The organism is Shewanella sp. 2_MG-2023, assembly GCF_030548905.1.
GTDB classification, from domain to species: Bacteria; Pseudomonadota; Gammaproteobacteria; order Enterobacterales; family Shewanellaceae; genus Shewanella; species Shewanella electrodiphila.
This window is the reverse complement of record NZ_JAUOSO010000024.1, coordinates 20,312-45,508: the sequence shown is the minus strand read 5'-3', so window position 1 is coordinate 45,508 and position 25,197 is coordinate 20,312. Positions and strand designations below refer to the sequence as shown.

General features: G+C 40.3%; 21 protein-coding genes. 16 read left to right on the top strand and 5 right to left on the bottom strand.

Annotation, left to right across the window (positions count from 1 at the left end; translation table 11 throughout):
* Window positions 1-51: 51 nt before the first annotated feature.
* The 8 genes from Q4600_RS19315 to Q4600_RS19280 all read left to right on the top strand — a co-directional run bounded on the left by Q4600_RS19315 (window position 52) and on the right by Q4600_RS19280 (window position 10,668).
* Complete coding sequence (locus tag Q4600_RS19315; RefSeq protein ID WP_303517854.1) at window positions 52-2,307, top strand: ABC transporter permease subunit; 2,256 nt, start codon at window positions 52-54, stop codon at window positions 2,305-2,307.
* A 58-nt stretch (window positions 2,308-2,365) separates the two neighbouring features.
* Window positions 2,366-4,024: a phosphate ABC transporter permease PstA gene (gene pstA / locus Q4600_RS19310; protein ID WP_102527085.1), complete on the top strand. Its 1,659-nt coding sequence runs from the start codon at window positions 2,366-2,368 to the stop codon at window positions 4,022-4,024.
* A gap of 28 nt (window positions 4,025-4,052) precedes the next feature.
* Window positions 4,053-4,871 carry a phosphate ABC transporter ATP-binding protein PstB gene (gene pstB / locus Q4600_RS19305; protein ID WP_102527084.1) on the top strand — a complete coding sequence of 273 codons (819 nt, stop codon included), beginning with the start codon at window positions 4,053-4,055 and terminating at the stop codon, window positions 4,869-4,871.
* A 63-nt stretch (window positions 4,872-4,934) separates the two neighbouring features.
* Window positions 4,935-5,645 (top strand): phosphate signaling complex protein PhoU, encoded by a 711-nt coding sequence (phoU, locus tag Q4600_RS19300; protein ID WP_102527083.1) that lies wholly within the window; start codon window positions 4,935-4,937, stop codon window positions 5,643-5,645.
* Between the two features lie 363 nt (window positions 5,646-6,008).
* Entirely contained in the window at window positions 6,009-7,157 is a 1,149-nt protein-coding gene (locus Q4600_RS19295) for a putative sulfate/molybdate transporter (protein WP_102527082.1), read from the top strand.
* A 160-nt stretch (window positions 7,158-7,317) separates the two neighbouring features.
* Window positions 7,318-7,968 (top strand): DUF502 domain-containing protein, encoded by a 651-nt coding sequence (locus Q4600_RS19290; RefSeq protein ID WP_102527081.1) that lies wholly within the window; start codon window positions 7,318-7,320, stop codon window positions 7,966-7,968.
* Window positions 7,969-8,396: 428 nt separating this feature from the next.
* Window positions 8,397-8,753: a YajD family HNH nuclease gene (locus Q4600_RS19285; protein ID WP_102527080.1), complete on the top strand. Its 357-nt coding sequence runs from the start codon at window positions 8,397-8,399 to the stop codon at window positions 8,751-8,753.
* Between the two features lie 379 nt (window positions 8,754-9,132).
* The gene (locus Q4600_RS19280; RefSeq protein WP_102527079.1) at window positions 9,133-10,668 is read left to right on the top strand and encodes a M20 family peptidase; all 1,536 of its coding nucleotides are present in this window, start codon (window positions 9,133-9,135) and stop codon (window positions 10,666-10,668) included.
* 153 nt (window positions 10,669-10,821) lie between these two features.
* Here Q4600_RS19280 and Q4600_RS19275 read toward each other — a convergent pair whose 3' ends face one another.
* Window positions 10,822-11,052, bottom strand: a complete 231-nt coding sequence (locus tag Q4600_RS19275; protein WP_102527078.1) for a DUF1289 domain-containing protein — start codon at window positions 11,050-11,052, stop codon at window positions 10,822-10,824.
* A gap of 232 nt (window positions 11,053-11,284) precedes the next feature.
* Between Q4600_RS19275 and Q4600_RS19270 the strand changes: the two genes are divergently transcribed.
* The 6 genes from Q4600_RS19270 to oleD all read left to right on the top strand — a co-directional run bounded on the left by Q4600_RS19270 (window position 11,285) and on the right by oleD (window position 18,926).
* On the top strand, window positions 11,285-12,460 hold the full coding sequence (locus Q4600_RS19270; RefSeq protein ID WP_303517841.1) for a chemotaxis protein: 1,176 nt from the start codon (window positions 11,285-11,287) through the stop codon (window positions 12,458-12,460).
* 12 nt (window positions 12,461-12,472) lie between these two features.
* Window positions 12,473-13,759 carry a methyltransferase gene (locus tag Q4600_RS19265; protein ID WP_303517839.1) on the top strand — a complete coding sequence of 429 codons (1,287 nt, stop codon included), beginning with the start codon at window positions 12,473-12,475 and terminating at the stop codon, window positions 13,757-13,759.
* A gap of 255 nt (window positions 13,760-14,014) precedes the next feature.
* Window positions 14,015-15,064 (top strand): 3-oxoacyl-ACP synthase III, encoded by a 1,050-nt coding sequence (locus Q4600_RS19260; protein WP_102527075.1) that lies wholly within the window; start codon window positions 14,015-14,017, stop codon window positions 15,062-15,064.
* A gap of 49 nt (window positions 15,065-15,113) precedes the next feature.
* Complete coding sequence (locus tag Q4600_RS19255) at window positions 15,114-15,998, top strand: alpha/beta fold hydrolase (RefSeq protein ID WP_303517836.1); 885 nt, start codon at window positions 15,114-15,116, stop codon at window positions 15,996-15,998.
* A gap of 171 nt (window positions 15,999-16,169) precedes the next feature.
* On the top strand, window positions 16,170-17,828 hold the full coding sequence (gene oleC / locus Q4600_RS19250; RefSeq protein ID WP_303517833.1) for an olefin beta-lactone synthetase: 1,659 nt from the start codon (window positions 16,170-16,172) through the stop codon (window positions 17,826-17,828).
* Between the two features lie 57 nt (window positions 17,829-17,885).
* Window positions 17,886-18,926, top strand: coding sequence for a 2-alkyl-3-oxoalkanoate reductase (gene oleD, locus Q4600_RS19245; protein ID WP_229369994.1), 1,041 nt, complete (start codon window positions 17,886-17,888; stop codon window positions 18,924-18,926).
* A 55-nt stretch (window positions 18,927-18,981) separates the two neighbouring features.
* Here oleD and Q4600_RS19240 read toward each other — a convergent pair whose 3' ends face one another.
* Entirely contained in the window at window positions 18,982-19,530 is a 549-nt protein-coding gene (locus Q4600_RS19240; RefSeq protein WP_303517830.1) for a sugar O-acetyltransferase, read from the bottom strand.
* A 278-nt stretch (window positions 19,531-19,808) separates the two neighbouring features.
* Here Q4600_RS19240 and Q4600_RS19235 point away from each other — a divergent pair, with 278 nt between their 5' ends.
* Entirely contained in the window at window positions 19,809-20,294 is a 486-nt protein-coding gene (locus Q4600_RS19235; protein WP_303517828.1) for a hypothetical protein, read from the top strand.
* 156 nt (window positions 20,295-20,450) lie between these two features.
* The gene (megL, locus tag Q4600_RS19230) at window positions 20,451-21,632 is read left to right on the top strand and encodes a methionine gamma-lyase (protein ID WP_303517826.1); all 1,182 of its coding nucleotides are present in this window, start codon (window positions 20,451-20,453) and stop codon (window positions 21,630-21,632) included.
* Window positions 21,633-21,730: 98 nt separating this feature from the next.
* Here the strand turns inward: megL and Q4600_RS19225 are convergent, their stop codons facing one another.
* The 3 genes from Q4600_RS19225 to Q4600_RS19215 are packed head-to-tail and all read right to left on the bottom strand — an operon-like array spanning window position 21,731 to window position 24,940.
* Window positions 21,731-22,171: a hypothetical protein gene (locus Q4600_RS19225; RefSeq protein WP_102527069.1), complete on the bottom strand. Its 441-nt coding sequence runs from the start codon at window positions 22,169-22,171 to the stop codon at window positions 21,731-21,733.
* A 2-nt stretch (window positions 22,172-22,173) separates the two neighbouring features.
* Window positions 22,174-24,249, bottom strand: a complete 2,076-nt coding sequence (locus Q4600_RS19220; protein ID WP_303517823.1) for an EAL domain-containing protein — start codon at window positions 24,247-24,249, stop codon at window positions 22,174-22,176.
* A 13-nt stretch (window positions 24,250-24,262) separates the two neighbouring features.
* The gene (locus Q4600_RS19215; protein WP_241906362.1) at window positions 24,263-24,940 is read right to left on the bottom strand and encodes a transglutaminase-like cysteine peptidase; all 678 of its coding nucleotides are present in this window, start codon (window positions 24,938-24,940) and stop codon (window positions 24,263-24,265) included.
* Between the last annotated feature and the right edge of the window lie 257 nt (window positions 24,941-25,197).

The following is a 25,197-nucleotide window of genomic DNA, read 5'->3' as shown; positions in this document are numbered from 1 at the left end:
ATTAAACAATCATAGCGAAATTTCGCTGACGATTAATTATAGAGGTTCTGAATGGAAAGTCAGGTAAGTCAGCCTGGTTCTGAGACGAAAAGTTTGCTTGTCAGCAGACGTACGAATCGAAGAGCATTTACGGATAAGGCAGCTGAAGTCGGAGTAACTGTGGGTGGCACCATGGTTTTTGTCGCTTTGTTGTTGATTTTCTTTTACTTATTGTATGTTATCAAACCTATTTTTGATGGTGCAGATGTTGAGCCTGTTTCAACCATTAGCTATCAAAATACGGATGTAGCAACATTAATGGTCGGTAGTGATGAGCAGAATGAAATCGCTTATCGCGTGACAATTGATGGACAAGTTGATTTTTATTCAGTTGCAAGTAAACAACTAATCCAAAGTTTTAATCCTCCTCTACCAGCGGGTGCAACCGTGGTAAGTAGTACTAAAGCAAAACCGAATGAACAACGTTTTGCACTGGGGTTAAGCTCAGGAGAAGCATTGGTTGTAGGTGTTGATTTTGGTGTGACTTATCCAGACAACGTCCGCACAATTACGCCTCGTTTACGTTATCCACTTGGTGAAACACCGATAATGGTCGACGAAGGTCAACCATTGAACAATTTGGTGTTTGATTATATCGATAGTCGTATTGGCTTTGCGTATCAAGATAATGACGGTGCATGGAAATTGAATCGCCTTGAGGGCGAAGAAAACATGATGACCGAAGAAATTGAATGGTATTCAGATTTAGCGGTGATTGAAGATGCACCAAAAGAGGCTTTCACTGCATTAATGACGCCAGACCATCGCCAATTGATCTTACCGACGTCAGGTAAAATATTTATCTACAGCATCCGCGATACTGATACGCCAAGTTTGCTGCAAGTGATTGATGTAAAAGATGGCAGCAATAAGGTATCTAACGTCAGTTTATTAGCGGGTGCGAGCTCGGTATTAGTTAATTATGAAGATGGCACAATTAGCCAGTATTTTCAGGTAAGTAGCCGCAACGGTCGTTTGTACCAGAAAATTCGTGACTTCGAAATTGACTCGCCTGTGCAAACCATTGCCACAGAATTTTATCGTAAGAGTTTTGCTGTTGTCAGTGCAGAGGGCGAACTATCGCTACTGTATACCACCAGTAAACGTAACTTATTTACTAAAACATTCAATATTGCACAACCCGGTGAAATGGCCTTCAGCCCTCGCTCAAATGCACTAATCGTTGAAGCGAATAACAGCCTGAATATTTTTGCTGTCGACAATGACCATCCTGAAGTGTCATGGAGCGCATTGTGGCAGAAAGTTTGGTATGAAGGTTACCCTGAGCCACAGTACGTTTGGCAGTCAACATCTGGTTCTGATGATTTTGAAGCAAAACTAAGCTTAATGCCTTTAGCATTCGGCACCATGAAAGCGGCTTTTTATGCCATGTTATTTGCTGTGCCAATTGCTATCGCAGGTGCGATTTACACGGCTTACTTTATGGCACCGAAAGTGCGTAGTGTTGTTAAGCCTACCATTGAAATTATGGAAGCATTGCCAACAGTAATTTTAGGTTTCTTAGCGGGTTTATGGTTAGCCCCATTAATCGAAGACCATTTACCTGGGATATTAGTGTTACTGACATTACTGCCAACCAGTATCTTGCTCAGCGCATTTACTTGGAGCAAGTTACCAGCTAAATGGAAGCAGCGTTTACCTGAAACATATCAAGAGATCATGTTGATCCCAGTGATTTTGTTTGTAGGTTGGTTCTCATTTGAAATCAGCCCAGTGATTGAAATCGCCTTCTTTGATGGTAACACCCGTCAATTTATTACTAATGAGCTAGGGATTACTTTCGACCAACGTAACGCGTTTGTTGTCGGTATTGCCATGGGCTTTGCGGTGATTCCAACGATTTTCTCGATTGCTGAAGATGCGATTTTCTCAGTGCCACGTCATCTATCAAATGGTTCATTAGCACTAGGTGCAACGAACTGGCAGACATTAACACGGGTGGTTTTATTAACAGCAAGCCCAGGTATTTTCTCTGCAGTGATGATGGGGTTAGGGCGAGCAGTAGGTGAAACCATGATTGTATTAATGGCAACGGGTAATACAGCAATCCTTGAGTGGAGTGTGTTTGAGGGTATGCGTACCTTAGCCGCGAACATTGCTGTCGAAATGCCTGAATCAGCCATTGGTAGTTCGCATTACCGCGTATTGTTCCTTGCAGCATTCGTTTTGTTTGTATTTACCTTTGTCTTTAACACCATTGCAGAAGTGGTACGTCAACGTCTACGTGAACGTTACAGCTCACTTTAAGGAATGAAGATGAAAACAATAGTTAATATTTCGCCAATCGCTTTGAGAGGTTCGAGCAATGGGTAAGTGGGTTAAATCAGGATCTCCATGGATATGGATGACTGGTGGTGCAGTAAGTATCAGTTTGATTGCAGTACTGGGTTTGTTGTTGTTGATTGCTTGGCGTGGCTTAAGTTACTTCTGGCCTGCTGACATTTATCAATGGCAACTTGAAGATAACAATGGAGTTAAATCAACGCTAATAGGCGAGATCTACGACCGTGAAGAAGTGCCCACTGAACGCTTAATCTCAGCGGGTCACAAGTTTAATGAACATCCGGGTGAGTTTGTCACTCGCTACCTTGTGAAAACAGGTAACCGTGAGTTTGTAGGCTTAGATTTCCGCTGGATTTTAGCAACTGACATTGTTAGTCGTGAAAAGCCTGAAGATATAGCGATGTTTGAGCGAACTAAAAATGGTAATTTTTATGGTTACCCTGTTGCTGTTATCGAAGATGGCCAACGTTTATCGCTTGATGGCGAGCAAATCGAAACGTCATTAGAAGAACATATTGAACGTTCTGTTGATATCGGTGAGCAAGCGCTTAAACTACAAAAGTCTGAAATTGGTTCAGTTAACTATGCGCTAGAGCGTCTTCGCTTAAAAGAGCGTGGATTAGAGTTAGACGGCAAGTTAACCCCTGAACTAAAAGCAGATTTAGACGCACAAGCTGAGCAGTTAAACCAAGACTACTTAGTGATGGAAAAAGACTTGTTTGCATTGCGTGATGAAGCAGCAAGAGATTCTGTCATTATCCGTGATATGCGCGGTGAAGAAGTTACCTTGAAGTTAGATTCAGTCTTAGATGTGAGTTATGTCAACCGAATGAACAGCTTTGATAAAGTGGTTCATTGGTTTGTGGGAATAGGTCGCTTTGTTAGCCACGACCCACGTGAAGCGAATACTGAAGGTGGGGTATTCCCAGCTATCTTTGGTACCGTGTTCATGGTGATGCTGATGGCTGTGATTGTGACGCCATTTGGTGTGATTGCCGCGATTTACTTACATGAATATGCTAAAAAGGGCCCAATTACTAAGATGATCCGTATTGCGGTGATTAACTTAGCGGGTGTGCCATCTATCGTATACGGTGTGTTTGGTTTAGGCTTCTTTGTTTATATGCTTGGTGGCTCGTTAGATCAGCTATTTTATCCTGAAGCATTACCTGCACCGACATTTGGTTCGCCAGGTGTGATTTGGTCTGCACTGACCTTAGCTATTTTGACATTGCCAGTTGTGATTGTATCTACTGAGGAAGGCTTAAGCCGTATCCCAAGTGCAGTTCGTCAAGGCAGTTTAGCGTTAGGTGCGACAAAGTTTGAAACCTTATGGCGCATTATTATTCCAATGGCAAGTCCTGCGATTATGACAGGCCTTATTTTGGCTGTAGCTCGCGCAGCGGGTGAAGTCGCGCCATTGATGTTAGTGGGTGTGGTAAAACTTGCACCGACGTTACCGATAGATATGAACTTCCCGTTTATCCATTTAGAACGTAAGTTTATGCATTTAGGTTTCCATATTTACGACGTTGGCTTCCAAAGTCCTAACGTAGAAGCGGCTAGACCACTGGTTTACGCTACTTCATTCTTATTAGTATCTGTGATTGTGACACTTAACTTAACAGCTATTAGTGTACGTAATCACTTACGTGAAAAATTCCGTTCGCTAGAACATTAATTAGCGATATCCTGAGGAAAAAAGAAAAATGATTTCTATTGATCAAAGCGCTATTAAATCTGAAGTTGTCGATTTAGCTAACCTACCTGCACAGGATACTGCGCTAGAAATTCGTAACTTAGATTTACGTTATGGTGATAAACAAGCTCTATTCGATGTGAGCATGAAAATCCCGAAAAACCAAGTGACAGCATTTATTGGCCCAAGTGGTTGTGGTAAGTCAACATTATTACGTTGTATTAACCGTATGAATGACTTAGTTGAAACCTGTCATACAAGTGGTGAGATTTTACTTCACGGTCAAAATATTTATGACAAGCAAGTCGACGTTGCTGCGCTTCGTCGTAATGTTGGTATGGTGTTCCAGCGTCCTAACCCGTTTCCTAAGTCAATTTATGAAAATGTGGTTTACGGGCTACGTTTACAAGGTGTAAGTAATCGTCGTGAACTTGACGAAGCAGCGGAACGTTCACTGCGCGGCGCGGCAATTTGGGATGAAGTGAAAGACCGTTTACATGATAACGCATTTGGTTTATCTGGTGGTCAGCAACAACGTCTAGTGATTGCCCGTGCAATTGCTATTGAACCAGAAGTTTTGTTACTTGATGAACCAACATCAGCATTGGATCCAATTTCAACATTAACGATTGAAGAGCTAATTACTGAGCTAAAATCAAAGTACACAGTGGTTATCGTTACGCACAACATGCAACAAGCTGCGCGTGTATCTGATCAAACTGCCTTTATGTACATGGGCGAGTTAATTGAGTACGCTGATACCAATACTATCTTTACGACGCCCAAAAAACGTAAGACAGAAGATTACATTACGGGTCGTTACGGCTAATAGTACAGGCATTAATAGCCGAGACTTCGGTCAATATTTTAAAGAATAAAGGTTGATACAGTAATGGAAAACAAAAGTTTAAATAAGCATATTTCTGGTCAGTTTAATGCTGAATTAGAAGATATCCGTAACCGTGTTTTAGCTATGGGCGGTTTAGTTGAGCGTCAGCTTGAAGAGTCACTTGATGCACTTGCATCACTTGACGCAGAGCTTGCGCAAAAGGTGATTGACGGCGATCACAGAGTCAATGGCATGGAAGTGTCTATTGATGAAGAATGTACCCGTATTATTGCTAAGCGCCAACCTGCTGCCAGTGATTTACGTTTAATTATTACGATTGGCAAAACCATTACTGATCTAGAACGTATTGGCGATGCTTGTGTACGTATTGCAAAGGCTGCTTTAGATAAGCGTTTAAATAATCAACAGCCATTACTTGTGAGCATTGAAAACATGGGGCGTCATGCAACGCGCACACTCCATGCAACACTTGATGCGCTAGCGCGTATGGATGCTGACAATGCACTTGAGCTGCACAAAGAAGATGCTAAGCTAGACAAAGAATATGAAGGCATTATCCGTCAGCTCATGACTTACATGATGGAAGATCCTCGCTCTATTCCAGCGGTATTAGACGTACTTTGGGCTGCTCGTGCGGTTGAACGTGTCGGTGACCGCTGTAAGAATATCTGTGAGTACATTATCTTCTTCGTGAAAGGTAAGGATGTTCGCCATACTTCTTATGAAGACATGGAAAAAGATTTAAACATGTAAACTGATTGGTTTGCATCTCAAAGCCCTTAATGAAAATTAGGGGCTTTTTTGTTGGCTAAGCCTAAACAAAAGCACTAAGCAACAGCCCTAAACACAAGCCCTAATCAATAACCCTAAACAGCAGCAATAAACATTTGCAGTAAACCTTAAATAAGAGATCTTAAGCAATAAGCACATACCCAAAGCAAAATAAAATACAGTTAGAGTTGGACAAAATGACCTTGTCTGAATATTAAAATTGAGTCACTTTGTCGCACTATTTTTTGTAAGTCACTAACATCACGATATTTTTTGAATTCGATCACAGAAATAATTGGCATTTAAATTGCTATCTTTATATATCCAATCCCTGCGGCAAGATATATGAGATGTAAGACCCATAGCTTAAATAACGTCAACAAACTTTCAGGAGAGTTAAGCGGTGCATTCGCTGACTTAGGTACCTTCCTTCCACTTGTATTAGGCCTGATTGCGCTGAATCAATTCTCACCCCAAGGCATATTTCTTGGCTTTGGCTTTTTTGCGCTTTTTACCGCATTTTATTATCGAAGGCCCATTCCAACTCAGCCGATGAAAGTCATCAGTGCGCTGGTCATTGCTGAAGGCCTGACGCCTGGGATGTTACAAGCTTCGGCAATGTTAATGGGCGTCATATTACTGATATTGGCATACAGTGGCATCATTCAATGGATGGCAAAGCAACTATCACCCGCGATTAGTATTGGCATCCAATTAGCTATTGGCATTCAGTTAATGTGGATGGGTGGCTTTATGATGAGTGAAACTTGGGGCGTAGGCTTACTTGCTTTCGCGGCATTATTTTTAAGTCGATTTATGCCAATGCAATACATTGTCATGCCCTTGGTTATCTTTTTTGGCATAGTTTGGCAGTATCTGAGTCAAAGTGCCCCTAGTTTTAATTTCGCACAGGCAGCGCCTTGGCATTTTAGCTGGCCAGAGAGCTATGAATGGAGCTCGGCAGCTGTACTATTGGTCTTGCCGCAATTAGCACTCACCTTAACTAATGCGGTGATTGCGATTTCTGCAATGGCAAAAGATAAATTTCCTGAAGATAGCGATAAGTTTACCCCACAAGCTTTTGCAAAAAGCTCGGGTTGGACGAATTTATTAATGGCGCCATTTGGCGGTGCAGCAATGTGCCATGGCGCTGGCGGGTTAGCTGTGCAGTATCATTTTGGTGCGCGTACCTGGTTAGCACCAGCAATATTTGGCGCCACTTGTGTGCTGATAGCTATTTTTTGGGGGCAGGGGATTGCCACTGTTCTTTCGTTAATCCCACTTGCTGTGCTTGGTAGCTTACTTGCAATTGCTGGCACCCAATTAGCCTGGTCTAAACGATTCATTGATGGCAAACCATTTTGTATATTCGTAATTTTTACCACTGCGTTAGCTTGCCTTGCGATTAATACAGCAGCAGGTTTAGCAGTTGGTGTCGTATTAGAGCTAGGACGTCACCAATGGCAATCACTATCCACGCCAAAGACAAAATGACGTTGCTTATTGGCTTAGCAGTTCAGCCGCTTAGTAGGTTCTGTGCGTGACAGTGATCACAATGTCATGTTTGCTTAATTAGTCATGGGGTATATGCGAAGTGACTAATGAGCAAACTGTGTTAACATTTTCGTCTTGATTCTTCTTTTCCGTGAGCTAAATGAAAAATACCCTGTCCCGTGGCTTGACCAATTTACTTCCTATGGTGTTAAGCCTTTGGCTATTTTGGTCGCTATTCATTTCGTTAGATGGATTAGGCCATTTACTACTGGATATTGTTGAGCTTGATAACACTTTTGTCGGTGCGGGGTTTATCTTAGTTGCGGTGTTAGTGTTTATTTCAGGTCTGCTGTTTTCTTTTAGCCCATTCGCTTGGCTTTACGGCTGGCTTGAACAGCAGTTAATGAAGTTTCCTTTGTTTAAATCTGTATATGGCAGTATCCGAGATATTGCAGGTTTGATGAAACGCGACGGAAAACCGAAAAACCAAAAGACGGTATTAATTAAACAAGCAAATGGTGGCTATGTCGTTGGCTTTATTATGAATCAAACAGCGCCAAAACCATTGACTGATGCGCTACCTGAAGGGGAATGGGTGCCGGTTTTATTCCAGTTAAGTTACCAAATGGCCGGTGTCACTAGTTTAGTAAAACGTGAAGATTTAATTGAAGTGGATTGGTCTTTTGAAGATGCGATGCGTTTTAATTTAACAGCAGGGATTTCCGCTAAATCGATAACGGCTGTGAATGACAAAAAAGCCATTAAAACGGCTAACGCTGAACAAGATGCCCCTGCAGATAAACCGCAATAACCACTTATCTTTTGTCATCATCAGCTTGTGACAATATTCATAATTTATAGCATTAATGATTAAAGTATTACCCTTTGTCATTAATGTTAATTCGCCTCTATAGGCTTTTATCCAGTGTGGGTGGCTGTGTTTTTTGAACAAGAAAATGTCGTCAAATATGCAATAACCGGTTTCAAAAATAAACCGCACTAATAAGTGTCATTTTATTTTCATTAACTCAATCTCGTTCAGCTTGAAAGAAAATGTTGGCCATTTTGTTTGTCAGTCATCATTAAATTCAGTTTGTGATAGAAAACATTGCCCCGAGTGTTAACTGAGATTATTCTTGGGGTAATGTTTTAGAACTAATCAATGTTGTTTCATCAATCAATGTTTCATCAACCCATGTTTCATCAATCAATGTTTCATCAACCAAAGTTGGAAAGTCGATGTCGGGCACACAAAGTAAATTAGATAAAGTATTAGCGGAAGCAAGAGAGTATAAAGCCAGCCGTGAAAAGGGATACCGCGAGCAAGCGTTAAAACTGTATCCTTGGGTGTGTGGCCGCTGTACCCGTGAGTTCACCCATAAAAATTTATCAGAGCTGACAGTGCATCATGTGGATCATAACCATGATAACAATCCATCAGATGGTTCTAATTGGGAGTTATTGTGTTTGTATTGCCACGATAATGAACATTCTCGTTTTGAAGAGTTGATCCGTTACGGCAGCACTACCGAAGTTAAGCAAGAAGCGGCGACATATAATCCGTTTGCTGATTTAAAAGCAATGATGAAAAAGTAGTATTGTTTGCTCATATCTAAACAAAAAGCTCATATTTATATGGGCTTTTTTTTTGCATTTTATTGCGAACCTGATTTGTGTTCATATTCATCCAAGGTATTGAATTAACGAATAAATGGTTGAATTGGATTAACTCAGCTATTGCATCATAATCCTGGCTTAACCATGTTAATGGTGATTATTTGAAAAGGAGTTAGCCAACAGCCCGCTTGGCAAGTAAATCTCAGACTTATGGTTAAAATTTGACTATATTTGTAGTGTCTAGTGCGTCATTATGGTTTCACTGGATATCGCGATAATTGTTGAAAGCAATATATTTGGACATCGCAAACTGATCAGATAAATATGGACTTACTACTCAACTTATAAGGGAATATGCATGTTTAGTTATACTAAAATTTTTACTGGGCTTATTTCAGCAATCGCCTTGAGCGCCGGAGTTTCAGTGTGCGCAGCTAGCGAACAAGAATTTTCATCAATGCAGATGAAAAATGTTGAAAAAGTTGAGGTCAAAGTCGACCTCGATGGCGCTGCAAAACGTTTATCAAAGGCGGTCACCTTTAAAACCATTTCTAATCAAGATCGAAACGATTTTGATGCCAAAGCTTTTACCGATTATCACGCGTACCTCGAGAAAAGTTATCCTAAGGTACATGCCAAATTGAAAAAGGAAGTGTTAGGAGATCCTCGACCTTACAGTTTGCTCTATACATGGGAAGGCACAGACCCAACATTACAACCGGCACTTTTTTATGCTCATCAAGATGTAGTACCTGTACCTGCCGATTCAAGAGATCAATGGAAAGCGGATCCTTTTGCCGGCACCATTAAAGATGGCTACATTTGGGGAAGGGGATCATTAGATGATAAAAACCAGATCCATGCCATTTTAGAAGCGGCTGAAATGAAGATAACAGAAGGTTGGCAGCCATCACGCACGTTATATTTTGTATTTGGACAAGATGAAGAAGTAGGCGGGCCTGAAGGTGCTAGGTACATTGCCGATGTTTTAGAAAAACGTGGTATTGAAAGATTTGCATTCGTAATGGATGAATCTGCACCAATTACACCGGGTATTTTCCCTGGGATTAAAGAAAATACCGCACTTATTGGAATTGCCCAGAAAGGCTTCATAAGTCTAGAATTGTCGATTAATGGTATTGGTGGACATTCATCAATGCCACCAGAGGAGTCAAATATTGGTATTGTCGCTGAAGCGATAACCAAATTAGAGAAAGCCCAATTCCCTTACCGAATTCACCCTGCTGTGCGGGCTCAGTATCGCTACATGGGACCTGAATTAGATAAAGCGAATCAGCCTTTATACTCGGCTGTAGCATTTGGTAAAGATGGCGAAGTTACCCCGTTGGAGCAAGAATTCATTGACCTAATGTCAAAGAATGAACTGACACGAGCCATGATCCACACCACCATTGCAGTTACTATGTTTAATGCAGGGATTAAGGATAATGTATTGCCACCAACAGCTGCAGCTATAGTCAATTTCAGACCAATGCCGGGTGATACTCCAGAAGTTATTATTGCTCATGTGAAAAAAGCAATAGCAGACGAACGCATTGAAATTAAAGATATTTCAGCGTCAACACCTGCTACCAATGTTGCCAATGCAGGTGGCCCTGGTTACAAAATGCTGGAAAAAACCATTCGCCAAACTTGGGGGAATGACTTAATCGTGTCACCATTTTTTGTGGTCGGTGGATCTGATTCTAAACATTTTCAAGCCAGAAGCTTTGCACCTGATGTATATACTATGACAGCGATTCAATTAGAAAATACTGAAGAGTTTAAAGGCTTTCATGGCGTTAATGAGCGTATTTTAGTTAAAGAATACGGTCGCTCAATTGGTTTTTTCTATACGTTATTTAATAACTTAGAACAGTTAAAAAATAAATAGTCATTTAAAAGAGCATGAGCAATTAATGTTGATTCATGCTCTTTTTTACATATCTAACGTTTAGTTATGAGTAAAAGGTAAACATGACAATAATGAGCTAAACTTTTTATTAATCTAACCGTTCACTATTTAAATCTGTTCGTTATCCTATCTTCAAGCTTGTTCAATTTCCGTCTGGGCTTTTATCCACTTATCACGGCTAATGATCTGGCTATTATTACCACCTTTCATTTGCTCTTTTCGCTGTGGTAGTTGTTGCCATACAGCTTGTTTTTTCTCTTCACTGGCTTGTCCCCAGCCAACAATTTCATTGATGTGTCTAAAACACCCCATACAAAAATCATCATCGTTCAGCCCGCACTTGGCAACACATGGTGAGTGCATATAAACATCCTATAATTAACAGTTAAAGGCGCAATTACGCTGATATATTGATGAATAACACTAGACACTAAACGTCATAGAAATTAGTCTCGTGTGAAATTAAATATATTATATATCAGTTAGTTACTTTTAATGCTCGCTTGTCTAATTATTGTGTTTGATGTAAACGCATTAGACTAATTATTGTTAGCTTGGAATAACTAAATTGCTAAGAATTGGTGTGGAGAATACCATGAAATCATCGCTATGTTCAGCAGTAAAACGTGGCTCTTTTATGTTGTTGATGAGTTTAAGCTTAGTGTTAATGACAGGTTGTTCATTACTTGAAGTTAAGCTTGAAAGTGGCGTAGAGCCGCTTCCTAAAGAGCAAATTAACATGAGAATGTTTAGCCGAGAGTTTAGTTATAGTTTCTATACTCAGGTAGAGGCGAGTGCCGATTTGATTGCTAATGGCACTGACGATGTTGCTATAAAATCAAATACTTTGATGTGGAAAATTTACTCTGAGCAAAATCTTCAGCGTGCTATTTTTCAAGCATCTCCAGTTGCCGCAATGGTAGATACATGGGTTTTTACCGAGCAGATGAATCAATACTTTTCTGACGGCGCAGGTAGCGATGTATTTGGACTGCAACAATCAATCGCCATTGAAGCTAGCCAGATGCTGTCGACTAAATTTGCTAAAACCGTAAAAGGCTTTGTTGATCCAAGCAGCTTTAGAAAGCATCAAGCATTTGTAAAACAATATGTTGCTGATAATCCAATTAAAGATATCAGTTTTAGCCGTTCTTCTGCTTTTCAAGATTGGTTAACTTATAGCAATATTTCTGAATTTGAAGCCATAACCACTTTTGGTTCGATGCCTGAAGTGATGAGTGATATGTCCGATAGAATGGCCATGACGACTCAGCAAATGCCTAAAATTCTAGGCTGGAAAGCGGAGCTGTATGCTTTGCATGCTGATGTAAATGCAGCAGATGTAGAACAAGCCCTTAAAAACATCAGTGAGACTACTGTTAAATTTCAAGCGTTAATGGAGCAAACGCCTGAGATGATGACCATGTTGGCGACGGATATGCGCACTGAACTTAGCCCTTTACTGGCAGAGTTAAGTGAGTTAACCGATGATAAAATACAGCAACTCAGTAAAGAGCGTGAAACCTTAACTCTGCTACTGACTAATGAGCGTGAAGCTTTAGTCGAAATGGTCACCAGAGAACGGATTGCTGCAGTGCAAGATATTGATGACTTGACCCAGAAAACAGTTGAGCAAGTGTTTAAGCAAATCACTGAAACCCTTAAAAGTTTGATTTTGTATTTCATTTTGTTCTTAATCGCGGTATTTTTTGCGCCATTAGGATTCGGTGTCTGGTTAGGCAAACGAATGGCTGTTAAAAAACAAGCATAAAAGGGTTCAGTATTGTCTATTTGTTCAGCTAACACGCTTAAGCTTGCGCAGATCAGTGAATGTTTATCGTCACTCAAGGCTCTGTGGCAAGTAAAAGCGTTTGAATGCGAGGTTTTGCCTTGGCAACAAGCGTTTCCGAAGTTAGCAAAAACGGTATGGCAAATAGATGACGCTGATATTGAGACACTAGATCTTGAGCAACAAAACTTAGTTAATTATTTACTACCGAGTTTAATAGAAGATTTATCGTCAAACTCTTGTTTAAAATGGAGTGAACAAGAGCTTGCCGCGTTGTTGACTGAAGGCATTACGGCTAGTTGTATCGATAATACTAATCAAAGCGAGACATCGAGCCATCAGCCGATTGACTTACAACTTACTGAAACAGAGCTGAGTCATTTTAGTGCCCATATTAAAGGCCGTAAATGGCAACAGATCACTCAGTTTGCAGCACATGTTCCAAATGATCGCCTACCGATTGTAGAGTGGTGTGCAGGTAAAGGACATTTAGGGCGTTATCTCGCCAAAACCCGTAACTTGCCGGTGACCAGTTTAGAATGGCAACAAAACTTGTGCGATCAAGGTCATGAGTTTGCTCAACATTGGCAATTACAACAGCAGTTTCGTTGCACCGATGTATTTAAGTTATCTGAGAATCCTTTAAAGGCTGAGCAACATGCCATAGCACTGCATGCATGCGGTGATTTACATGTGAGGTTAATTGATTTGGCCGTTCAGTCATCTACACAAGCCATTTCATTTTCACCTTGTTGTTATCATTTAATTGAAGCGCAGCAATATCAGCCGCTTTCTGATGTGGCTAAGCAAGTGGGTTTTACGCTTTCTCGCCATGATTTGCAGTTGCCTCTGCAGCAAAGCGTTATCGCCAATGAAAGGCAGTTAACGTTAAGGCATCAAGAAGTTGCTTGGCGTTTGGGCTTTGATAGCCTGCAACGAGCCGCATCAGGTAATAAATGCTACTTACCTATCCCAAGCATTAAACGTAGTCAGCTTTCAGGTCGTTTTGTGGACTTCTGTCATTGGGCAGCTGTACAAAAACAGGTCGATATAACCGCGGTTGCAGATATTGAACACTATTTAGAAATCGGTAAGCAAAGACAAAGACTGACACAGAGAATTGATTTGGTCGCACACCTGTTTAGACGCGTTTTAGAACAGTGGTTAATTTTAGATAGAATGTGTTTTTTAGAACAACATAACTACCAAGTGGATGTGCTTGAATTTTGTTCGAACAGTATTACCCCAAGAAATAGCCTTATTCAGGCTAAAAAACGATAATTGATTTTTTGTTTGTTCTAATAGTTAGCTAACTTGCTGTTATATAGTTTTAAATTGCTAGCTTAAGACTTAAACAAACTCATGCCATCACAAAATTAACTGCCATAAACTGTGGCGTAGGTAGATTTATCTACGACTAAAAGTGGTTTTATATTGAATATTTGGGTTTTTCTTGCTCAAATGGCGGGTTAATAACAAATACCAATAAATATGGTTGCTGTAAGCGACCTTAAAGTGAGCGATTGATACGGTTTCATGAAATATTCCCGCGTTTTTATTAATAGTATGGCTTATGAGTTAGCACCCCAAGTGGTGTCTAGCCTAGACCTAGAATCTCGTCTTGCGCCGCTTTATCAAAAGTTTCGTATTCCAATGGGGCAATTAGCTGCATTAACTGGTATCAAAGAACGTCGTTGGTGGCCAAAAGGCTATCGATTATCTGACGGCGCATTATGTGCAGCGCGTAAAGCTGTAGATGAAACAGGTATCAGTGTGAGTGATTTAGGTGCTGTGGTTTACACCGGTGTCTGTCGCGACCAACATGAACCTGCTACGGCTTGTCGTGTTGCAGCTGAACTAGGTGTTTCTAAAGATACTGCGATTTACGATATCAGTAACGCATGTCTTGGCGTGCTATCAGGCATTTTAGATATTGCTAACCGCATTGAGTTAGGACAAATCAAAGCTGGCATGGTGGTTTCGTGTGAATCTGCCCGCGATATCGTTGAAGTCACTATCGACAATATGTTGAATGAGCCGACGATGCAAAACTTTGCTCAATCATTGGCGACGCTAACTGGTGGCTCTGGTGCTGTTGCGGTTATTTTAACCGATGGCAGCTTACCGCTTAAAAATACCCGTCAGCATCAACTGTTAGGTGCGAGTCATTTATCTGCTCCTGAGCACCATGAGTTATGTCAATGGGGCCTTCAGGAAACGAGCCAGAAGCTGTATCGTGAGTTTATGCGCACTGATGCCGTCACACTGCTCAAAGAGGGTGTTGATTTGGCTAAGCATACTTGGGAGCACTTCTTGACTCAACGTGATTGGGTTGTAGAACAAGTTGATAAAGTGATTTGTCACCAGGTTGGCGCATCTAATCGCAAGCAAGTTTTAAATGCACTCAACATTTCTCATGAAAAAGAATTTCCTACCTATGAAACGCTCGGCAATATGGGCACAGTGTCTTTACCTGTGACCGCAGCGATTGCCCATGATCAAGGGTTCTTGAAACTCGGCGATCAAGTGAGCTTTCTAGGAATAGGCAGTGGATTGAACTGTATGATGCTTGGCATCAAGTGGTAATCATCTAACTGGTTATTTAACAGTATTATAAGAATTATTAGGAAGCATCATGTTAGAAAATCTGTTGCCTTTTGACAGCCATTATTTAGACCGAAATGGTAATAAATTACATTACGTCAACGAAGGTCAAGGTGAGCCAGTTGTTATGGTTCATGGTAATCCGAGTTGGAGTTATTACTACCGTAACTTAGTAACGGCATTAAGCCCAACCCATCAGTGTATTGTTCCTGATCACATTGGTTGTGGTTTATCAGATAAGCCTGACGATCCACAATACGATTACACCTTAAAAAATCGTATTGATGATCTAGAAGCCTTGCTTGATAGTCTTGATTTGAAAGAAAACATTACCTTAGTCGTGCACGATTGGGGTGGCATGATCGGTATGGGTTACGCAGCTCGCTACCCTGAAAGAATTAAACGTTTAGTCTTTTTAAATACTGCAGCGTTTCATTTACCTGAAACTAAGCCTTTCCCTTGGGCATTATGGGTTTGCCGTGAAACGATATTAGGTACATTTTTGGTAAGAGGCTTTAATGCTTTTTCATCCATTGCCTCTTATGTGGGTGTTAAGCGTAAACCGATGTCAAAAGAAGTGCGTGAAGCCTATGTTGCGCCGTTCAATAACTGGAAAAACCGTATTTCAACATTACGTTTTGTACAGGATATTCCATTAAAGCCTGAAGACCGTAATTACCAGTTAGTGTCTGACATCAGTGACAGCTTAACTAAGTTTTCTGATGTACCGACCTTAATTTGTTGGGGACTTCAGGATTTTGTTTTTGATAAGCACTTTTTAGACAAGTGGCGTCAACATATGCCTCATGCGCAGGTGCGAGAGTTTGATGATTGTGGTCATTATATTCTGGAAGATGCGACTGAAGATGTGATTGGGCTTATTCAGCACTTTATGGCAGAGCAGCCAAAGGCTTAACTTGTCAGAGTGAATAAAGTAAGGGCATCGTAATGATGCCTTTTTACTTTATAGCGTTAGCTGAACTTCGCGCGTCATTACTCTTAATACAGTGATACTTAAGCAATGAATCAGTTAACAATGATAATGTTATAAAAGTGAACCTTAAATCGTATTCATGACAGTGAGCTTATGACTATAAATACAGCCAATATCTGCCAGCATTTATCTCATGCTGCGAAACACATTCCCACTGAACTTGCTGTTGCTGTACAAACGGCTCAATCCGGTTCACTTTCATATCAAGAAATTGACTTTAAAGCCTTAGATGCTGACTCTGACGATATGGCCTATCGGCTAAATGCTGCTGGGATTCAAACGGGGATGAAAGCGGTATTGATGGTGACGCCGAGTATCGATTTTTTTGTGCTTACTTTTGCGCTATTTAAAGCAGGGATTATTCCGATTTTGGTGGACCCTGGAATGGGGGTTAAGAACTTAAAGCAATGCTTTGAAGAAGCCAAGCCCGACGTTTTTATTGGTATTTCGAAAGCGAATATTGCCCGTAGAGTATTAGGTTGGGGTAAGTCTTCTGTAAAGCATTGTTTGAATGTTGGTGGCAGTGGACTAGAGCGCTGGTTGGCGGGGGCAAAAAATATTGATAGCTTGCCTAAAGCCGAGCTTAATACGCCATATCCAATACAGCTTCTTGATAACAGCCAAATGGCGGCGATATTATTTACCAGTGGCAGCACTGGTACGCCTAAAGGTGTGGTGTACAGCCATGCAATGTTTGAGGCGCAAATTCAGGCATTAAAGCATGATTATGGCATTAAACCTGGCGAGCGAGATTTAGCGACCTTCCCATTATTTTCGTTATTTGGGCCAGCACTTGGTATGGCGTCTATTGTACCTGCCATGGACGCCAGTAAACCGATAACGGCTAACCCTGATTATCTTTTTGCTGCGATTGAAAAGTATCAATGCTCAAATATGTTTGTTAACCCAGCTTTACTAGAACGATTAGGTCAAGCGGGGGAGCAAAAAGAGCATAAGTTACCGAGTGTTAAGCGAGTTATTTCAGCCGGCGCGCCAGCGACAATTTCATCCATTAAACGATTCAGTCAGATGTTATCTGAAGGCGTTGAAGTGTTAAACTCTTATGGCGCGACTGAGTCTTTACCTATCAGTATGATGCCGAGCTCAGCGTTATTTGATACCACTGAGTCCACTGATAACGGTAAAGGGATTTGTGTTGGCAAGCCAATAGATGGTGTTGATATTGCCATTATCGATATTACCGAAGATGTGATCAGTCAGTGGGATGAATCATTACCCCTGAACAGTGGTGAAATCGGTGAGATAGTCGTAAAAGGCCCAATGGTCAGCGGGAGTTATTACCAGCGAGACGCAGCAACAGCTTCGGCTAAAATTGCCGATGGCGATATTGTTCGTCACCGAATGGGCGACGTGGGTTATCTTGATGATGCAGGTCATTTATGGATGTGTGGCCGTAAAGCTCATCGGGTAGATAGCAATAAACGTTATTTTTCGATTCCTTGTGAGCGAGTGTTTAACACTCATCAACAAGTCAAACGCTCTGCACTGGTTGCTATTGAAGTTAATGGCGCCACTGTGCCGTTATTATGTGTTGAACTTGATAAAGGGATTGTCTGCTCAACCAGTAAACTACTCTATCAAGAGTTGCTTGATATCGCTGAAAAATACCCTCATACAACAGGAATTCATCGCTTCCTTATTCATCCTGACTTTCCGGTTGATGTGCGTCATAACGCAAAAATATTCCGTGAAAAGCTCAGTGTCTGGGCACAAAAGCAATGGAAGGAATAACTTGTGACTGTTAATCAACCGTCTTTATCTTCAGATAAAAATCAAAAGAGCCCATTAATGTTTGATGACTTATTAGTACAAGAACAACAAGCGTTAACAGCGCTTAAAGCATCAGCTAAACGGGTTTTTGTGACCGGTGCTGGTGGTTTTTTAGGTAAAACCATTTGTAAAAGATTACGTGCCGCACAAATCGAAGTTGTGGGTTTTGCCCGCGGTGATTATCCCGCGTTAACTGACATGGGCGTAACCATGTTTCAGGGGGATATAGCTGACTATGAAAGTGTATTGTCTGCAATGCAAGATTGCGACTTAGTATTTCATGTTGCTTCAAAAGCTGGGGTTTGGGGCAGCAGAGACAGCTATTTTGAGCCCAACGTAAATGGTACTGCCAATATTATTCGCGCTTGTAAGGCATTAAATATTAAACGCTTAGTTTATACCAGCACCCCAAGTGTGACCTTTGCAGGTGAAGATGAGTCAGGTATTGATGAATCAGCCCCTTATGCCAAATCCTATTTGAATTATTACGGTCACTCAAAAGCCATAGCTGAAAAAATGGTGTTAGACGCTAATAATACTGAGTTTAAGACCACAGCATTAAGACCTCATTTGATATGGGGCCCAGAAGATCCTCATCTTGTGCCACGTGTCATCGCGCGAGCTCAAATGGGTAAGCTTAAACTAGTCGGTAAACAGGATAAATTGGTTGATACCATTTACGTTGATAACGCCGCTTATGCCCACATTTTGGCCGCGAATGATTTAAATGCTGCTTCAAATGCCGCAGGTAAGGCCTATTTTTTAAGTAATGATGAGCCAATTACAATGGCTTCAATGCTCAACAAAATTCTTGCTTGTGTCGATATCGGCCCCGTTTCAAAACGAGTGCCAGCAGGCGTTGCTTATACTGCTGGCGTGGTGTTAGAAACCGTTTATGGTTTGCTCAACAAACAACAAGAACCGATTATGACGCGTTTTGTGGCAAGGCAACTGTCAACTAGCCATTATTTTGATATTAGTGCAGCGAAACAAGATTTTGGTTATCAAGCCTTAATTAATATTGATGAAGGGATGAAACGACTTAAAAAATCATTATAAATCAAAATGAGCAGAATGATTTAATGACGAATTGACCTCAAATTTTAATACTTGCTTAGGTGAGTGCTTTAATAAATTTACAAGGGTTGCCGGCATAAACGCCATTGCCGGCAATATCTTTTGTTACGACACTTCCTGCGCCGATCACGGCGTTATCGCCAATGGTTATTCCTGGTAATATAGATACATTGCCGCCTAACCATACATCATCTCCAATCGTTATCGGCTTTCCATATTCAGTCGTGCGCCTTGCAATGGCATCCAGAGGATGAGTTGCAGTAGATAACATTACATTGGGGCCAAACATCACATTGTTACCTATTTTGACCTGACACACGTCTAGGATGACTAAGTTGTGGTTTGCATAGAAATTATCGCCTACTTCAATGTTTATGCCGTAATCACAGAAGAAGTTCGCTTCTATATGGCATTTTCCCTTAGGTGATATTAATGCTTTTAATACGTTTGCGCGCTGTTCTATTTCTGATGGACATAGTTGATTAAATTGATGGCATAGCTTTTTTGCATTGGCTCTTAATTCAAGTAACTCAGGTTCCCAAGCATCATAGGACTGACCTGCAAGCATCTTTTCTTTTTCTGTCATTGTGAACTCCATTCTCAATGTTTTATGAACTCAGTGATGTTTTATGAACTTAGTGATGATTTAAGAACTTAGCGATGACTTATGAACTTATCGACTATAGCTGCAGGGCGAATATTTTATTGTTGCAGAATATCAACTTTAGAACCTTTCTGCCTGTCATTCCATACACTTAAGCAGTTCTATAGCATTAGGATAATGCCAGTAGACTTAAGTCGGCTATACCTAAGCGGGCGAAACGTTAACATGATGCCTTTGAATTAGTTATAAAGGAAAAATTAATGGCAGCTAAACGCGGGTTTACACCAATAGTTAAACTGATATTCAGTTTGGCAATGATTGTCGCCAGTCCCCACATTCGTGCTGAAGAACATTCAGATGATGCTATTAAAAGTGAAAGCGTAAATAACCAAAATCAATTGGTTGGAAGTTGGACCCTGAGCTCTGGAAAGTATCTCAACGATAAAGGAAAGTGGATCAATTATCAGGACTTAAACCTCAGCGCGATAAAAGTGATTTCGCAGAATTATTTTAGCTTTACCACAATGCAAACCTCTTCGGGCGTGAAAACGTTTTGGGCTGCAGGTACAGGTAAGTATCAACTGACTCAGCAGCATTATATCGAATTTCCGTCGCTAAATTCTTTCAATGTTAAAGAAGGGGAGTCATTTACCTTTTCTTATAAATTGGTCGGTAATGAGTGGCATACAGAGCGCTTTGAAGCTGGAGTGTTGTCAGAGGTTGAAGTTTGGGAAAGGCTGGATTGATGGGCTTTGAGAGCGACTGTAACACATGATTTACGATATTGTTGAATGAAAAAACAACTCCAAGGATTGGTTAAATTATCAACCAATGTATCTTAAATTCTTAACCGCTAATTTACACAAATAATATTCTAATGAATAGCGGGCAGGGAGAGCAAGATGCAAAAAAAATGGGATTTAGCCACGTTAGCAATTCATGGTGGGCATAAAAAAGAACAGTTTGGCGCGTTAGTGACACCACTGTATCAAAGCGCCACTTTCGTATTCGACAATGCACAGCAAGGTGGAGCACGTTTTGCAGGTGAAGAACCTGGATATATTTATACACGACTCGGTAATCCGACAACCGAGGAGTTAGAGCGCAAAATGGCTTTACTTGAAGGCGCAGAAAGCGCGGCCGCATGCGCATCTGGTATGGCAGCTGTTTCTGCTGCATTAATGACACATCTTAAAGCTGGCGATCATCTTGTTGCATCAAATGTTGTATATGGCTGCACCTTTGCATTATTAAACACTCAATTAACCCGATTTGGCATCGATGTCAGCTTTGTGGATTTTACGGATACATTGGCAGTGGAAACAGCAGTGCAGCCAAACACAAAACTGGTGTTTTGTGAAACACCAGTAAACCCACATTTAGAAGTTTATGATTTACGCGCTATCGCAGATATTGCTAAGCGTAATGGACTGGTTAGTATTGTAGATAATACTTTCATGACACCACTTTTACAGCAGCCATTATCCATGGGGATTGATATGGTGGTACATAGCGCAACCAAATATTTAAATGGTCATGGGGATGTTATTGCTGGCATTGTTTGTGGTAGTAAAGAACATATTGATGGACTAAAGCACGACATTTTGAAAGATTTTGGTGGTGTTATGTCTCCCCACGATGCATGGCTCATTTTAAGGGGCTTAAAAACCCTTGATGTAAGATTGACCCGACATTGTGATAGCGCTGAAATAATCGCTAACTTTCTCGAGAATCATCCTCAAATTAGCCAAGTATTTTATCCAGGGCTTAAATCTCATCAAGGACATGTGTATCTTGGCAAACAAATGAAACGTGCAGGCGGGGTGATCGCATTCGAGTTAAACGGTGACATGAAGACAGCGATTAATTTTGTTAACGCTTTATCTCTATTCACAATAGCTGTCAGCTTAGGGGATGCTGAATCATTAGTGCAACACCCTGCATCAATGACTCATAGTGCATACTCTCCTGAAGCCAAAGAAGAAGCTGGGATCACTGATAACTTATTACGCATTTCTGTGGGACTAGAAAATGTGGAAGATTTGATCGCTGATATCGAGCAAGCATTTATTAAAGGTAATTGAAATAAATAAGCCCGCTATTAGCGGGCTTATATGTATTTGGCTTAAGTTAACTGCGGCCTAGGTTGAACACGGCTTATATTAAATAAGGCTCAGGTTAATTAGTTGGTAGAAACGGTTTCTGCACCACCGCCAGAACCACCACCAGAACCAATGGCACCAGGTGCTGGAGCTGAACCAAATGAACCACCACCGGCAGTTAATGTTTCTTCTACCGCTTTGGCAACGATAGAAGGGTCGACACCATTCGCAAGCGCAATAGCCAGTATTTCATCTGGGTCCATACCTGAAGCCGCCGCAGAGGCAAGAACCTGAATTATCATTTCTTCATTGCCATCGGTTGCTTGTATCGCTAAAGCAAGAATTTCACCAGCATCTTCAGGGGTTGCGTTAAATTGTGCTAATGCATACTCCGCAAGTGATACTCCTTGTTCATTTGCTTGAGTGACACCGGCTACGAATTCGGTTTCGGTTACTGCAGCTATTCCATTACTGGAAACCATTGCTGATAAAAGTAATAAACTTAGCTTTAAGTTACGCATCATTATTCCTTAATTTGTGTCGAAGTATTAAATCTATTAAGTAAAAGTATAGTCTCTATTTCGCCCTCTTTGGAAGAGACGATAGTATTATAATGACTCACAGGGTACAGCCCATTCCCTTGCAAACCATCAATATTCATTTGTAAACAGTGAGTTGAAATGGTTATATTTTCAACGTGGGGAGCAATTATTTTTATTCCAATACCGTGACATATTTGTGTTACGGTTTGGACAAAAAAGCGAGAGTCAGCTTCTTCCAGATCTCTAATATAACCGCCATCCAGTTTGATATAGTCAATATCCATGTTTTTGATATAAGAAAAAGAGCTTAAGTTGGCACCAAATCGTTCAAGGGTTATTTCAATGCCCACTTGTTTAGCTCGACTGATAAACTGCTTGGTAGACTCAACAGATGCCATTGCTGCTGATTCATTAATTTCAAAAATTAACTGAGGAAGCTGTGCTTTATGTTGTTGGTATATTTGAAATAACCAATTGGTGAATGATTCATCGTGAATAGCGCTATTACCAATGTTAATGGCAATTTTAGCCTGTTTAACTTTTAATAATTTATGAAAAATAAAGCTCACAACAGCCTGCTCTAACTCGCTAGATAAGTGTAATCGCTCTGCCATGGCGAAAACTTCAGGAGTGGAGAAAACTTCATCTTCTAGTTTAAATCGCAGAAACGATTCAACATACATCAGATCTTTTTGGTTATTAATAATCGGTTGCAGCATTAGTTCGAAAATACTGTCCAGTTCGTGCATATTCTCAAGATTTCGTTGAGTATTGTTAGATGATGAATAAGCGATAAATTGCTTTAAAATTTCTAACCATTTGATTCTTGAGTGACCTTGACTATCAGATGCTGTAATTTGATTGTTTTGAGTATTTAAATAATATTGCTGGGTGGCAATCTCTGTATCGCATCGTTGAACAGCACAAGTAAATGACTCTGATAAGTCTACTTTCGTAGACACATGTTTAGCGAACCCTTGAGGATATTGTGTATTACTTGCAAGGCTGATTGACTCATTTAATGAACTGTTTAGTTGTTCTGCTTCATTGGATGACATTAGCGATAAAATAATAAATTCTGAGCCTGACACCCTGAACATCGTAATTTGATTGAAAGGCGTTATTTGTTTTTTAAATAGGTTTGCCGCTTCTGTAATATAATTGTCTCCAGCGCTGTAACCTTCAGAATCATTGATTTGCTTCAATGATGTCATTGAAATGAGGTTCATGTATAAAGCCGAACCGGTTTCATTCGCTTCGACAATGTAAGAGTCAAACCTTTTTAACAATGCTCTGCGATTGGGTAAATCAGTCTGACTATCTAAGTAGACTTGTTTTGATAACGATTCTGCCAATTGTGTTTGTTCTTGAAAAGTTTGGCGAATATTTTCGACCATTTTATTAAGCGCATTGACTACAGCTCTTAATTCCGTGGTGTAAGGAATTTCAGAATTAATTTCGAATTGTTTTGTTGCAACAGCATTTGCTTGTCTTTCAATTCCTTTTAAAGGATATAAAACCGCTTTTAATATGAAGAAACCTGCAATTAATGCGATACATAATTGCATGCAGGTTATCCATAAAATATTTTTACTATGATTCCATAAGGTGTTGTAGGCCGAACCTGAGTGAGATTGAACCTTGATTTTTCCAGCTATAACCCAGCCATTAGAGACTTCGCTTGTCATTACTGGTGGTGATAATAAAAATAGCTTGATAAACCAGTTGGGTATATGTTGCGTGCCGTGTGGGTTAGTTCTTGAAAAAATTATTTTTTCATTAAGATCATAAAATGCTATCGATTGATAATAACCTGAATCAAATAGTGCGTTTGTCATCGTTTTTGCGATAACTAACTCCTCTTCATCCATATAAGGCGAAATAGAGAGGCCTAAACTATGTGCAGCGTCTTGTGCATGTGAGGAAAGTTGGTCTTCGAGATAGGTCTGCATACTCGTTATATTGTTATAAAGAGATGCACTAAAGGTAAAAATAGTTAAACAAGCAATTAATAAATAAAGCTGTGTTTTTAAAGATAACCCTTTCTTAATGCTCACTACTTTGCTCCTATTATTGGCCTTGCTCAATTCTTTCCATCAGTGCAGTCCAATCTTTGGAACCTGCTCCGCTTTTTACTTTATTGCCTAACCCTTGAGCTTTCGCTAACCATAACCCTTGACCGTTAAACGAATAAATTGGCTTCAAGTCACGACGTTTGTTTGCTGGGAGAATTCTAGTGTTCAAGTTGTCTAATACCAGTGGCATTGAACTGGGGGTATCTGAATAAATAAGAACCATGTGAGGTTCATTAATCGTTAGTGCACGGACATACATTAACCTTAACTTTGATTCATCTATACCCAGTGCTAATAAAGTCATGTACTTAAAAATCGCGAAATCTTCACAATCACCGGCTCCTGTACCTAAAGACTCTATAGGCGTTGCCCAATAATCTTGTTTTTTCCAATGCTTGATATCTGATTTGAAACTAATGTTTCGATTAGAAAACTGATTTACAAGATTTAATTTTGACAGTATCTCGGATTGTTGTTCTGCCTTAATTAACGCTTCCCATTTATAAAAAATATCCAATCTTTCAGTGGTGTAACGATTCTTGAGCTGTTCATAAAATTCTATATTAAATGTTTTTTCTGAAATAAAAGAAAAGCAGCAAAAGCTAAACAGCAATAATGCTATTGGAAGTCGGCTTATCATGTTCCGCTTATTAGAAACAATATAAACACTCATAAATAATGCTAGATATTGATTAGGTATCATTAATGATCGCAATTATGATTAAAAAACGAACTAACTTAGGGCGTAGACTTTGAGTTGATATCTCGTTTACTTTACCAGCCGCTTTATCGGAAGTCATTTTTACTCTAACTGTAATTTAATTTCAAAATAATTGCCCCTTGTAATGAAAACGTAATAATTTTGTTTTTTTACCTCGTCCTTCAAGTATCTATCGCTTTAGCGTGTAAGTGTATGAGGTATAGGTAATA

Bases quoted from the DNA above. Each gene is read 5' to 3' on its own strand.
- Q4600_RS19255 (WP_303517836.1), top strand. From the start codon at position 15,114: ATGTTAGAAAATCTGTTGCCTTTTGACAGCCATTATTTAGACCGAAAT.
- Q4600_RS19235 (WP_303517828.1), top strand. From the start codon at position 19,809: ATGGCAGCTAAACGCGGGTTTACACCAATAGTTAAACTGATATTCAGT.
- Q4600_RS19260 (WP_102527075.1), top strand. From the start codon at position 14,015: ATGAAATATTCCCGCGTTTTTATTAATAGTATGGCTTATGAGTTAGCA.
- pstA (WP_102527085.1), top strand. From the start codon at position 2,366: ATGGGTAAGTGGGTTAAATCAGGATCTCCATGGATATGGATGACTGGT.
- Q4600_RS19290 (WP_102527081.1), top strand. From the start codon at position 7,318: ATGAAAAATACCCTGTCCCGTGGCTTGACCAATTTACTTCCTATGGTG.
- Q4600_RS19315 (WP_303517854.1), top strand. From the start codon at position 52: ATGGAAAGTCAGGTAAGTCAGCCTGGTTCTGAGACGAAAAGTTTGCTT.
- Q4600_RS19275 (WP_102527078.1), bottom strand. From the start codon at position 11,052: ATGCACTCACCATGTGTTGCCAAGTGCGGGCTGAACGATGATGATTTT.
- Q4600_RS19225 (WP_102527069.1), bottom strand. From the start codon at position 22,171: ATGCGTAACTTAAAGCTAAGTTTATTACTTTTATCAGCAATGGTTTCC.
- Q4600_RS19270 (WP_303517841.1), top strand. From the start codon at position 11,285: ATGAAATCATCGCTATGTTCAGCAGTAAAACGTGGCTCTTTTATGTTG.
- Q4600_RS19215 (WP_241906362.1), bottom strand. From the start codon at position 24,940: ATGAGTGTTTATATTGTTTCTAATAAGCGGAACATGATAAGCCGACTT.
- Q4600_RS19295 (WP_102527082.1), top strand. From the start codon at position 6,009: ATGAGATGTAAGACCCATAGCTTAAATAACGTCAACAAACTTTCAGGA.
- phoU (WP_102527083.1), top strand. From the start codon at position 4,935: ATGGAAAACAAAAGTTTAAATAAGCATATTTCTGGTCAGTTTAATGCT.
- oleD (WP_229369994.1), top strand. From the start codon at position 17,886: ATGTTTGATGACTTATTAGTACAAGAACAACAAGCGTTAACAGCGCTT.
- megL (WP_303517826.1), top strand. From the start codon at position 20,451: ATGCAAAAAAAATGGGATTTAGCCACGTTAGCAATTCATGGTGGGCAT.
- Q4600_RS19240 (WP_303517830.1), bottom strand. From the start codon at position 19,530: ATGACAGAAAAAGAAAAGATGCTTGCAGGTCAGTCCTATGATGCTTGG.
- Q4600_RS19285 (WP_102527080.1), top strand. From the start codon at position 8,397: ATGTCGGGCACACAAAGTAAATTAGATAAAGTATTAGCGGAAGCAAGA.
- pstB (WP_102527084.1), top strand. From the start codon at position 4,053: ATGATTTCTATTGATCAAAGCGCTATTAAATCTGAAGTTGTCGATTTA.
- oleC (WP_303517833.1), top strand. From the start codon at position 16,170: ATGACTATAAATACAGCCAATATCTGCCAGCATTTATCTCATGCTGCG.
- Q4600_RS19280 (WP_102527079.1), top strand. From the start codon at position 9,133: ATGTTTAGTTATACTAAAATTTTTACTGGGCTTATTTCAGCAATCGCC.